Annotated in this window: 5 protein-coding genes; all 5 read left to right on the top strand. The window is 44.3% G+C overall.

The window, feature by feature from the left end:
* Positions 1-329 precede the first annotated feature (329 nt).
* The 5 genes from ACLD6A_RS02735 to ACLD6A_RS02715 all read left to right on the top strand — a co-directional run bounded on the left by ACLD6A_RS02735 (position 330) and on the right by ACLD6A_RS02715 (position 12,947).
* Positions 330-9,692, top strand: a complete 9,363-nt coding sequence (locus tag ACLD6A_RS02735; protein ID WP_410313523.1) for an InlB B-repeat-containing protein — start codon at positions 330-332, stop codon at positions 9,690-9,692.
* A 102-nt stretch (positions 9,693-9,794) separates the two neighbouring features.
* Positions 9,795-10,007, top strand: a complete 213-nt coding sequence (gene rpmE / locus ACLD6A_RS02730; RefSeq protein ID WP_004113085.1) for a 50S ribosomal protein L31 — start codon at positions 9,795-9,797, stop codon at positions 10,005-10,007.
* A gap of 93 nt (positions 10,008-10,100) precedes the next feature.
* On the top strand, positions 10,101-11,198 hold the full coding sequence (prfA, locus tag ACLD6A_RS02725; protein ID WP_004136908.1) for a peptide chain release factor 1: 1,098 nt from the start codon (positions 10,101-10,103) through the stop codon (positions 11,196-11,198).
* Positions 11,199-11,284: 86 nt separating this feature from the next.
* Positions 11,285-12,190 carry a peptide chain release factor N(5)-glutamine methyltransferase gene (gene prmC / locus ACLD6A_RS02720; RefSeq protein WP_410313522.1) on the top strand — a complete coding sequence of 302 codons (906 nt, stop codon included), beginning with the start codon at positions 11,285-11,287 and terminating at the stop codon, positions 12,188-12,190.
* Positions 12,191-12,275: 85 nt separating this feature from the next.
* Positions 12,276-12,947 carry an L-threonylcarbamoyladenylate synthase gene (locus ACLD6A_RS02715; protein ID WP_410313521.1) on the top strand — a complete coding sequence of 224 codons (672 nt, stop codon included), beginning with the start codon at positions 12,276-12,278 and terminating at the stop codon, positions 12,945-12,947.
* Positions 12,948-13,044 lie beyond the last annotated feature (97 nt).

Here is a 13,044-nt window from a genome sequence, read left to right as displayed (position 1 = left end):
TTGTTGTGCGTGAGTTGCTGTGCGCAACTTACAATGCGCAAATTGCTGTGCGCAAGCTGCTATATATAAATGATTCGTATTGCATAAAAGTACAATTATAAAAAGTTTGATGGGGGGGGGGTATAATGCTAATACATGTAGTTATAATATGACGTTTGGAAGATTCAAGGAATTGTGCGGATTTGCTTATTTATGACTTTTAAGCACGTTAAACAATTGTTTATTTTGTGAATGCATACTCTACAGGTGTATAGTGTATACGTTATAATTTATATGAGATTTGGGCGTAATATTCTACAAATTTATATTGGTTGGATTAAGGAGAAGTAATGGCTGTTAGCAAGGATTTGCGTGGTGGTTCGGTTAAAAGAGCACTTCATAAAGCTGAGAAGGCTAATAAAAATCCTAATGCTAAAAAAGCTGTGAACGCCAAAAAGACTACGTCGCTAAAGGCTACGGCAGTAAAACCTGCTCGTTTTAATCGCGGTGTTGCTGGCGTTGCTGTTGCTTCTACTTTAGCCATGATGCTTCCGTCCGCGGCGGCTTCTGCATTGCAGATTAACCAGCAAAATATTGTTGATAGTGCAAATGTTGTTAGTAAAGCTGGCAAGGGTAACTCGCGATCGCAAGAGCTTAACATGCTTCGCTGGGGGGTAGGAGCTAGAAGAGAAAGCAGGCAGACTAAGGCTTTTGTGGAAATTGCGCGGCGTGAGATTGAAGCGCAAAAGCAGCGTGAAAATGTTGAGAACGTTCAGAATACGCAGACTGCAATTTCTTCTGAGGATTTTAACGGCGATAAGTCTGCTACGCCTACAAAGACGTCTGAAATTAAAAATACAGCTTCAGGCTCAAAGGCAAATGTTACTTCTTCAGAAAATACAGCAAGTGCTACTGAATCGGCTAATCCACCAGCTAGTGCTCAGTCCTCTGAGTCTGCGAAAGTTAAGCAGTCAGAAGTAAAGCCAGTTGATACTCCTGCAGTGAATCAACCTGTGCAACCGACTACAAAGCCAGAATCAGCGCCAACTGCAAAACAAGATGAAAAGAATCCAGCAGAAGTAAAGCAACCGGAAGTAAATGCTGGTGAAGTTAATACGTCTGAAAATAAGCAGCCTGCAGCTGAGCAGTCTGTAAATGCTGAAAGCTCGAAGCCTGCAACTGAGCAGAATACAAATGCACAACCTGCAAGCACTCACGCAGAAAATGCGAATACAGCAAGCGATGCAAGCACGCCCAAAGTGCGTAAGCCTAGGTCTGCTGATGGCGGTGATAGTGCTGCCGATGGGAGTAGTGTACCTTCTGCGGCAAGCGTGACTGCATCTTCTGCTGCGACTCCTGCAAATAATGCGCCTACATCTACGACTGCGGCTCCTGCAGCTAATACACCTGCACAGTCTGCTCCTGTAACTCCTACAAGTACAGGTTCTGGAACTGCAGCTAAGCCAAGTGCAGCTACAACTGCACAAGGAAGTGCAGAAAGCTCTGCTCAAGGTTCGCAAACCAATACACACGGTGCAACTACAGGCGCCACAGGCGAAGATAAAAGCGCTACGCCTTCAACTCCTGGCTCAACACCTGCTCCAGAGCCTCGGTCTACTTCGAACAATCAGCCAACGACTTTACCTTCTTCTACACCGGCCGCTGGCACACAGAACGCTGGCACAACTAACGCAGCAACTGATCCAAATAGCCAGGTAATTAAGCCGAATGAGCAGAATCCAACGGCCGGTGACCAGCAAACTGCCAACGATCAGGTGCAAACTGACAAAAAGCCAAAAGCTACATACAATTTGCAAATTCGCTATACGATTGGCGGTGCTGCGAATAAGCAGCTTGTGCAGCCGTACGAGCTTACGATTGACGAAGGTAAGCTAAACAATCTTGATAAAGATTACGAATACATTGAGCTTCCAAAGGCTGCTGGATACCGCCCATCCGTATATCATTCTGGTGATTACCAGTACTACGTTAAAAAAGGTGAGGGAGATAACAGCAAGTTCGTTATTGACGACGGTACGAATGCGGATGCTATTCGCTACTTGCGTTTGAATAAGAAGCTGATTACTGATTATGCTGTGAAGAAAAGGCAGGCTGTTGAAAGCAACAACAGTGCGCAAACTTCGCAGAATACATCGTCTACGCAGTCGGGTTCAGATGACGGCATTCAGTACTACGGCGAGTTGAACATCAACTACGCTCCTAAAACAGCTAAGTACTATGTGCGTCATTTGGTGCAGGATCTCGATCATAAGGATGAGTTCCACGATGCTCCGAATTTGGGTATAGGTAAAGTAATTACTGTAAAGCATAAGGATGGCACTTCTGAGAATATTCACGTTACGGAGATTACTGGCACGGTTGGTTCAGATGTTAGTGCTGTTTCAACGTATATTCCAGGCTATGAACCGGAGCATAATCTTATTAGCTCGCCGCTTTCGGATTCTGCGGATGAAAAAGACAAGTTGGTTTTGAACCTTCGCTACTACCGTAAAGCGTATGAAGTTACTTATGATTCTGTTGGCGGCACGGATGTTACTGCTCAAAAAGTGTATTACCAGCAACCTGTGCCAAAAGTTGCAACGCCAACTAGGCGTGGCTACACATTTAAGGGTTGGTCTGTAGTAGATCCTAGCAAAAAGATTGATCCGCTTTATGCTAGGAATGATATTGTTTCTCTTGATGACTACAAGATGCCGGATCACAATGTGCAATTCCTCGCTAATTGGGAAGCGAACAATACTACTAGCTACCGCGTGAACGTGTGGGTGCAAAAGGCGGATTTGGTTGATAAAGAGCATCCAGAGTCGCTTGCAAACTACGACTTTGTTGGTCTTGTTGAGCGCAAGAATGTGCAAACTGATAGTGACGTTGCGCTTGATAATATGGATGATGCTGGCGTTGCTAATGATACTAGTAAGCTTAATGGCGAAAGCGTAGATGATTATGTAGAAAACCCGGAACTCGGCTTAACGAAAGAAGAGCTGCAGGGTACAAAAGCGAATAAATACAAAGACGGCTTAATTGAAAAGTTCAACTGGATGAACGATACGCATGTAACAGACTTAGATGGGTACGATACTGAGAATCCTGATGATCCAAAAAATTATACTGTAAATGCTAAGGGCGAAAGAGTTTATAAAGATAACTTCACGCGCTACTTCCACGTGAATAAGGAGCTTACTAAAAAGCTTAACACTGAGGAACATTATCTTGTGCCGGGCCGCTCAGATTTAGGCAAACGCAGTAAATCGAAGCTTTGCGCGGACGACTTAAACAACACTCTTAACTTAGTTTACGACCGCAAGACTTACGAGCTTATTTTTGCTAAGCCTGCTGGAGTAGTTAATGGTAACAATGCTGCTATAAAAAGAAAAGACGAGCATGGAAACACAACTATTTATTGCTATGCTGGCGGCGGCAATTGCTCAGATAAGTATGATAAAAGAGACAAAGATGATGATGACAATACAATTAACCATAAAGGTTACCGCGTAAATGTTCGTTACGGTCAAAAGCTTACTGATATTTGGCCTGATGTAAATGAATTAGATTTTAATGAAACTGCAGGCTCTCTTGGGTGGCAGATTGGATATGCAGGGGAAGTAAAGTATCGTGACACTCCTCCGTATCGTTTTACTAAAGAAGAATTTGCTGACCCTCGTTGGCGTGTAGTGGGTGATAAGAAAGCGCCTAAAATTAGCGATAATCCTGATAGTGATCCAGATAGTACATACGAGCTAAAAGATAATCAGCGTCTGCTTACAGCTGATTCCAATAAGAGCCAGGTTATTCCTATTCAGGTAATCATTGAAAAGCAAAGTATTTCCTCTGCTAAAAAAGGCAATGTTCCAGGCGATGATGATTATGTGCTTTCAACAGATTCGTATAGAAAAGATGATACTGAAAGCACGGAATACCTTCATAAGTCTTCATCCATAGCTGGTTTTAACTCTGTTAAAAAAGAGGGTCGTATAGATCTATATGATAATGGTGATTTTGATTATGATAAATTACCAGAACTATATGAACTTTCTATTGAATATAAAAAAGATGCTGAAAAAACAGAATGGGATGATTTAGATGATGATGTGAAAGAAGCTTTTAAGGAAAAGTATCATGTAGGCTTCCGTGATCACTTAGCTGGTGTAGGCGAAGACTCAGAAGAAAAAGAGCAAAACGGCTACCTTGTATTTAAATACAACCGCCAGTCGTACGCTGTGCAGTTTTATAATGCGGACGGCAATGCTATAACAAAAGACAATGTCGCTGCTACAGAAAAACTGCCGTTTGAGTATAGCTTGACTAAGCGCGGCAATGCTAAATTGACGGGCGAAGATGCAGACTTGTACTACGACGGTGGCAACGTTAAGTCTTACGATGCTTCTGTAACTAAAGACGATGCTAACGATATTTCTAAGCAGTTCGATGGCAAGTACACTTTCAAGCTTAACGGCAAAACTTACTCCATCGTTCGCCCTGCTAATTTGCCAAAAGACTACGTGTTTAAAGGCTGGGCTGTTGATCAAGCCGGCACTCGGTTTATAAATGGCGAAGACAAAGATATTACAGTGCCAGTCAACGGCATTAAGCTTTATGCTGCGTGGGGTAAGCCAGAAGGTATTAAGCACACTGTAACGCTTGACTATGATATGCCTGAAACTGACAAAAACGGCAAAGAAGTAGTAAATTCTGACGTAGTTAAAAAGTTGGAGTTCAATCACTACCATGTTATTGACGAAAAGGAGGATATAAAGGTTCCAACTCGCAAGGGCTACGACTTCTACGGTTGGGAAATTACTAAGAACGGCACAACTTTGCCGTACGCTTTTGGCAACAAGGTAGTAGAAGATATAACGCTTAAAGCCGTGTGGATTAAGGATACTCGCTACAATGGCACTTTTAATCACATATTCTTAAAGCCTGGGTATACGTTTGCTGACTATAAGAATGCTGATGAATCAGCCAAAGCCGCGATGGTGGACCACGTTTCTACTCAAACGGTTTCCGGCTTGCGCGATCATTTGCGCTACAATGCGGAAGCAGTCTACAGTGACGAAACGCACTTCCCAGATAAGCATTTCACAAGCTTTGAAGCCTCGAGTAACGAGAGCCAGAATACTGGCGAGTTTGTTTATCAAACGTACAATACTCGCAAGTACACAATTAAGTATGTAGATCAAAATGGCAAAACGTTACTTCCAGATAAAACAGTAAGTTCTGTAAACCAAAAGCACGACGTGGCGTTCTACACGCCAATTCCTGGCTTTATGCCAAAAAATACGCAGCAGAATATTACTTATACTACTGATAGCGACGGCAAGCAGACTTATGGTATCCCTGAAATCATCTTCAAATACGATGACGTTCGTGTGCTTAAGCGCAAGGACGATACTCAAGTTCGTCCAACCAACTACACGCGCTACGTGTTCAAAGTGGATGATAAGCAAGGCTCTATGGGTAGCGTTGTTGACTGGCAGAACAACAATGTAGCTGACGGCTCTGCTCTTGTGTACGATGCGATTAAGGGCACGAAGGCATATCAGATGCCGCTTCCAACAGTTAAAGCGAAGCCTGGATTTGAGTTTGCTGGTTGGACTTCGCAAATCGGTTCGTATGCCCCTGGCTCTGCGAAGCTTGATTATGCTACCGGCTTAACGCGTTTGCCGAAACGCTCCGAAGAGCAGAACAGCCCTGAAGTAATTTACACCGCTAACTTCAAGCTAAAAGCTCCCGTTGCTACAGCTCCGCAAGTGCTTACGCCAACTGAGAATATTAGTACTACAAGTAGTGATGCTAAGAAGCTTATAACGAATGCTGATGAGTATCCGAATGATGCTACTTTCAGCTTTGCTGGCGGCGCAACATTCGATAAAACTCCAGGTTTGCACAAGATTAAAGTGCAAGTGCATCTTGATGGAAATACTGCTGAAGCTGAAGTGCTGTACCGTGTGCTGCCGGATTTGGTGTACGCAAGCGATTGGGAGAAGTTTAGCCAAAGCGATTACGGTAAAGATCATATTAACGACTACGCGCCTATCACCTTTACTGGCAAGAACGATGAAGGCACTATTATTGGTCACGATACGACTGGCACTACTCCTTCTACTGTCGGAACAACTACGCTAACTGCTTACGTTTACAAAGGTAAGGATGTTAGAATCCGCGTGCCGCAAGCATTCGGTAAGGATCACAGCAGAGATAATTACCACTATGTGTTTAAGGGTTGGGCAACTAAGGTTGTAGAACCGACTACTGAGAATCCGAAGCCAAAACAGAAGTACGATATCGATTCTGAAGGTCGTTATAAAGATGTTAATGTTAAGGTTGACGATAATTCCGGCAAAACTTACCACGCTGTTTACAAGAAGATTGAATACTTCTCGAGTTCGTCCGACGGCGGTGAAGTTCCTAAGGATGCTGTAGTTGCAATCTTCAAGCCTGCGCCAGGACGAAAGTGGAATGATGACACAAGTGGTCCTAAAGTGTTCTACGTAAAGAAGGGTACTGATCTTGAAAAGATTACAAAAAACGGAAGTAAAGCATTAGACTGGCTTAATAGTCAGCTAACTGGTGCTACTGGTAAGTGGTCTAGAAGCAGTATGCGTAACGATGGTATTAAGGTTGACACCATTCCAAATGTTGCTGAGTCTGAAGGCAAGTGGATTGTCAATGAATCATTCCAAGAGTTCGTGGCAGATCAGGAGCCTTTAGCTACTCCAGATGCTAGAAATGATACTTTGCTTGCAATTCGTGGAGATAAAAGTACTCTTCCAGAGCCAAAAGATTACATTGCTAATTATGCTGTTTTTGACGGCGATAATAAGAATCCAAATGTTAAGAAAATTGATGTAAAGTATGCATCTACTGCTCCAACTATTGATAAAGCTGGCGTTTACACTGTTCCGTTAATAGTTAGTGTGACTTATAGTGACGCGGACACCGTTGACTATAAGACTGTTGGCAAGCTTAAAGTAATGCACGACTTGATTTACGGTGAAAATGTAAATGATCTTGGCACTAGTCCAACTGAAGATGATAAAAATGAGCATGACAAAATAGCTAGTGAGTATAAGAAGGTTAACTTCATTACGAATAATAGTTATGGAACTATGGCTAAAGGTTCTCGCACTTTGTTCTACGCACATACGAACAAGACTTCTGGTGTGCGTGCACCGCAGGCTATTGGCAAGGATTATGACGCTGATGGATACCATTACGAGTTCGTTGGTTGGAAGAAGCTTGCTAGCTTTACAAAAGATAACAGTAGTGCTGAGACTCTTACTACTGATAACGTTAAGTCAGACGAAATTTTGCAAAGCTCAAGCATATTGAAAAGTGCGTATGAAGCTGACACTACGTATCAAGCGGTTTATAAGCGCGTAGAGAACGTAATTGACGCTTCCCAGCAAGACGAGATTCCAGACGGTTACGTTGCGACCATATTCCTTCCAGGATTTGGCAGAACGTGGGCTGACGGTTCGTATAAGCCAAAGCTGCTGTATATTCGTCACGGAAAAGATAAAGAAGATAATATTAAGTTTGCTAAGAAGGTTGCAAGCGACACTGCTGCAACGCTTTCCGGTTTTACAAAGTGGCAAATGTATGATGCAAAGAGTCGTAAGTCAAACATACTCTTACATGACAATTGGGATATTAGCAAGCCGCACATCTTCGTTGCTGAGCAAAATGGCGTTGACGATGTGAAGATTCCAGAAACAGTTATTGGCGTTGGTGAGGGTATTCCAAACATTAATAAGCTCGTACATAACACTGACCCTAGAGTGAGTGTATCTGTAGATGATAGCTCTACGGTTGATCTTTCAAAGCCTGGAATTTCAACAATTATGGTGAATGTCACTAAGCCTATTGATGAAACTGATTCTGGCGGTAAACAAAAAACTGTTACAACTAAGTTGCCTGTGCGCGTGTACGTTTTGCCAAAAGTTATTGCAAATAACGATTTGCCAGCTGAAGGCACTGCTGCAGCTAAGTTCATAGAAAAGAACTACACGAAGGTGACGTACGTAGCCGGCAAGGGCGGAAGTTTGCAAAAATCGCCTCTTGAAAATGCTGGAGGCGAGCCAGTTTCAGTATATTGGGTGCGAAACGACGCTACTGATTTGCTTATGCAGGTTCCAGATGTGCTTGCAGATAATGGTTACGTGTTCAAGGATTGGACTGTTAATGAGATTGATGTTACAGACAATCATTATGCTACGGCAGAAGAGCGCGAAGCTTTGGCTCGTTTGGCTAAGATTGACGGAATGCACTATGTTGCAAAGCTGATTAGTGATTCGCATAACTCTACGCTTGCTGCTTTGCAAAATCTGCTGAACGAAGCGCGAAAGAGTCGCGCGGAGCAAGTCTACAATGCTAAGCGTGAAGAATTAGCTAGGATTGCAGAAAGTAAGGGTAATACTGATTTAGCTTCTGTAATTCGTAAGTCTAACGGTTCATTGCAAAATATTAAGAATATGCTTACAGAAAAAGGCATTGATGTTGATGAAATCGTTGAGAATGCTCGTGAAAAAGCTTTGCTTGTAAAACTTGCTAAAGAAGCTGGAAATGAAAAACTTGCCGGCGAAATTAGTAAGTCTAATGATTCCTTAACCGATTTGCGTAATAAGTTAAAGGATAATGGAATAGACTTAGCTGAATATGACAAGCTTACTTTTGATAAGAAGAAAGAAGCGTTAGCGCAGTTTGCGGATATTAACGGCTTACATTACGTAGCTAGTATTATTCGCGCTAGCCACAAATCTTCCTTGGAAGCTTTCAAGAGTCTTATAAAATCTGCTAAGGAAGATGTTAAGATTCCAGACTTTACGGTCAACGAAGAAGATTACGCTTCGGAAGAACAGCGCGAGCTTCTTATGCAAGTCGCAGAAGAAAAGGAAAGGCCTGATATTGCAGCTAAAATTAGGCTTTTGCGTAGCTCGACTTTGCAAGATTTGAAGAAGCTCTTTGACGATGCTGGTGTGGATTTGTATGCTATTCCTGCAGCTAAGCCAAAGAAAGAAATCACTATTACTGCAAATTTCGAGCTTATGAAGCCTATGATGTTTGAGTTTAGAAGTTCTGCGGTTTCGGGTATTCCTGCAACGTTTACGCTTACAAACTTAACGGAGAATTCGAGTGGGAATACGACTGTTAGTGTAGATGGTATTAATAGTCCTATTAATGCGTTGACTCCTAATAGTCTTCCCGGCTCTAATGGCCTTCTTCCTTCTTGCACAGGCGCTACTTGCAAGATTTCTGGTACGCCTAAGATTGTGGATGGCAAGCCTAAAGTGGAAGTTAAGTTTACAACTGTTGACCAGTATGGGCGTCGTGCGGAGATTGTTGTGTATATTGACGTAGTGGATTCGGCAAAGCCGTCTCCGGCGCCTGTACCAACTCCGCCAACTCCAGAGCCTGAGCCGCAGCCAGCTCCGCAGCCGCCAGTTGTTATTCCTTCTGCTCCTAGCGCTCCTGTTTTGCCTTTTGAGGTTTGTGAGTGTAACGACTCTGAGTCTTGCGCTGCACAAAAGCCGGAGACTAAAGAGCATTCTGAGCCTGCACCTGCTAAGCCTGCGCTCGCTAAAACTGGTAGTAATGTTGCGCAATCTGCAATAATTGCCAGCCTGTTAGCGTCTGTTGGTTTAGTTGGATTCGTTGGAAAGCATCATCGTAAGCGTGAAGATAAAGAATAACTAAATGCGTCGAGGGTGGTGACTAGAATAACGAAGGTTCCGGTTCACGCTTAGCTATTGGGGCTTTGCGACCCGGGTCGCCCGAATTCCATAGGAGACATTATGAAGCAGGGTATTCATCCCGATTATCACGCAGTGCAGGTTACCTGCTCTTGCGGAGACACTTTCGTAACTCGTTCCACCGCTGATGGCGATCACATGACGGTTGACGTGTGCTCAAAGTGCCACCCATTCTATACCGGCAAGCAGAAGATTCTCGACACCGGCGGTCGTGTGGCTCGCTTCGAGAAGCGCTACGGTAAGAAGACTAAGTAGCTTTTATGACGCCAGCCCTGCTTTCGTGTAACTCGCGGAATCGGGGCTGGCGTTTTATGTGCTAAATTAAATATTTTTAACTTAAGGAATATGATGGCTGAGTCAGTAGATGAACAATTCCCGGCAGCAGTTACCGCGTTAGAAGAGTATCGCGATATTGAAAGTCGTATGGGAAGCCCGGAAGTTGCGTCAAACCCGGATGCTATTCGAAAACTCGGCCGTAGGCACGCAGAACTCGGCTCAATCGTAAACGCTTACCTAAATTACAAACAGCTTTGCGACGACTTTGAAGCCGCAAACGAAATGGCAAGCGACGACCCAGATTTTGCAGAAGAAGCTAAGCGCTTAGAAGAGCAGCTTCCAGCAGCAAAAGAAAAGCTACGCACGGCGCTAATTCCTAGGGATCCGGATGATGCGCGCGATATGATTATGGAAATTAAAGCTGGCACAGGCGGCGAAGAAGCGGCTTTGTTTGCTGGCGATTTATTGCGTATGTACATGCGTTACGCGGAAAAGCGCGGCTGGACTACCGTAATTCAAAGCGAAAATTCAACGGAACTTGGCGGCGTAAAAGACGTGCAGCTTGCGATTCGCGCAAAAGGCACGCCTGCTCCAGAAGATGGCGTGTGGGCAAGTATGAAGTATGAGGGCGGAGTGCATCGCGTGCAGCGAATCCCAGTTACGGAATCGCAGGGGCGCATACAGACTTCCGCAGCAGGCGTAATCGTGTTCCCAGAAGCAGACGAAGATGACGACGAAATCGAAATCGATCCAAAAGATCTGAAAATCGACATTTTCATGAGCTCCGGCCCTGGCGGACAGTCCGTGAACACTACTTATTCCGCGGTTCGCATGACGCATATTCCAACTGGAATTGTTGTTAGCATGCAGGATGAAAAGTCGCAGATTCAAAACCGTGCGGCAGCTTTACGCGTGTTAAAGTCGCGCTTGCTTGCCATGAAGCACGAGCAGGAAGCGGCGGAAGCGGCGGATATGCGCCATTCGCAGGTGCGCTCGCTCGACCGTTCCGAGAGAATCCGCACGTACAATTTCCCAGAAAATCGTATTGTGGATCATCGTACGAATTACAAAGCTTATAATCTTGACCAGGTTCTTGACGGCGACTTGCAGCCGGTTATTGACAGCGATATTCAGGCGGATGAAGCTGACCGCTTAGCGCAAGCCAAGTAAGTAGCCGATTAAGTTAAGTAAGTTAAGTCAGTACGTTAAGTAAGTAACTTAAGTAAACTAAGTAAAATTTCTAAACGGTTCTTAAAATGCGCGAACTTTTGCAAAATGCTATTGCGCGTCTTCGTGAAGCAGGCGTGGAGTCTGCAGAATATGACGCGCGTTTGCTGCTGGCTAAAGCTTGCGGCGTAAGCTTAGCTGAGCTGAACAAGGCGCTAATACTTGGCGATTTAACCGATTTTTCGCCCGATTATGCTAGTAAATATAGCGATTTTGTTTATAGGCGTACTTCGCGCGAGCCGCTGCAGCATATTATTGGTCGCGCGCCTTTTCGCTACTTGGATTTGCAAGTTGGCAAAGGCGTTTTTGTGCCGCGGCCGGAAACGGAAATTGTTGTTGAAGCTGGATTGGATTGGCTTAGAGAGTCTGGTATTAGCAAGCCTACGGTAGTCGATTTATGCGCAGGATCGGGCGCAATAGGATTGTCAATTGCAACAGAAGTTGCAGACGCGCAAGTATGGGCTGTAGAAAAATCTCCTGAAGCTTTCCAATATTTGCGAAAAAATTTTGAAGAAACTGCAAAAAAGTGGGAAAATATTCAGATTTTCAGTCGCTATCATGCTGTGCTTGCAGACGCAACCAAAGCGCATATTTCGGATTGTACGCCGGAACTTCACGCGCTTTGTGGCAAAGTAGATTTAGTAATAACGAATCCGCCTTACGTACCGGAAAGTCAAGTGCCAGAACAGGTTGAAGTGCGAGAGTATGATCCGCCGGTTGCGCTTTATGGCGGCTCTGCGGACGGCTTGCTTATTCCGGAGCAGATTATGCGTGTGGCTTTTGCGCTTCTTAAGCCCGGGGGAGCGATGGTTATGGAGCACGATATTTCGCAAGGAGATGCGCTTAAAAAGTATGCGGAAAGCGTAGGCTTTTCGCGTGAGCGCGTTGGAAACGACTTAACTGGCAGACCGCGGTACACTTTTGCGGAAAAGTAAAATTTTAATCAAAAATAAAACTTGACTCAAACAGAATAAAATAAGCAAAATAAGCAAAATAAAAAAAGCAATAAAAGAGGCAAAAATGAGCAAAATTTGCAATATCAACGAAGAATCCCTGCAAATGGCAGCGCAAATTATTAACGAAGGCGGTGTAATCGTAGTGCCAACAGACACCGTGTATGGCGTTGCATGCGATCCGTTCAATGAAGCCGCTGTTGCCAAAATTTACGAGCTTAAGCGCAGGCCGCGCACGAAGGCGCTGCAAATTTTAATGAGCGGAGTGGAAGATTTAGAAAAACTTGGCCTGTATTTGCCGTTTCCACTGGATATTTTAGGCAAAAAGTTCCTTCCGGGCGGATATTCTCCGATTGCGCGCGCGAAGAAAGGCTCGGTTGCTTCAAATCTTGCAACGCTGTGCAAAACGAATGAGAGCAGTGAGCAAAACAAAATCCAAGCTGAAGCAACTCAAGGCGTGCGAGTGCCGGATTGCCCGGAATTAATGCAAATTTTGCGAGTTACCGGCCCTTTGGCTGCTTCTAGTGCGAATCGCAGTGGTAACGAAAGTGCAGACAGTGTGGAAGAAGCGTTTGCGGCTTTCGGTAACGAAATTCCGCTGTATTTGAACGCAGGTCCAACTCGCTCGCATGTGGCAAGCACAGTAGTTGGCGCGGATTCAAACGACGAAGACGGTATTGCGATTTTGCGCGAAGGTGTGATTTCGGAGCGCGAAATTCGTAATGCGTTAAGTGAGTAAGTTTATTAACTTATTTCTGGTACTAAATTTCTGGTACTAACAAATCGCTACAATCAAAATAAGCAAGCGAAAATTTAGCAAACGCTGCTAAAACCAA

Origin of the sequence: Gardnerella sp. Marseille-Q9691 (assembly GCF_046507715.1) — a bacterium.
Taxonomy (GTDB): domain Bacteria; phylum Actinomycetota; class Actinomycetes; order Actinomycetales; family Bifidobacteriaceae; genus Bifidobacterium; species Bifidobacterium greenwoodii.
The sequence above is the reverse complement of the archived record's forward strand: the minus strand, read 5'-3'. Positions and strand labels throughout refer to the sequence as shown.

Bases quoted from the DNA above. Each gene is read 5' to 3' on its own strand.
- ACLD6A_RS02735 (WP_410313523.1), top strand. From the start codon at position 330: ATGGCTGTTAGCAAGGATTTGCGTGGTGGTTCGGTTAAAAGAGCACTT.
- rpmE (WP_004113085.1), top strand. From the start codon at position 9,795: ATGAAGCAGGGTATTCATCCCGATTATCACGCAGTGCAGGTTACCTGC.
- prfA (WP_004136908.1), top strand. From the start codon at position 10,101: ATGGCTGAGTCAGTAGATGAACAATTCCCGGCAGCAGTTACCGCGTTA.
- prmC (WP_410313522.1), top strand. From the start codon at position 11,285: ATGCGCGAACTTTTGCAAAATGCTATTGCGCGTCTTCGTGAAGCAGGC.
- ACLD6A_RS02715 (WP_410313521.1), top strand. From the start codon at position 12,276: ATGAGCAAAATTTGCAATATCAACGAAGAATCCCTGCAAATGGCAGCG.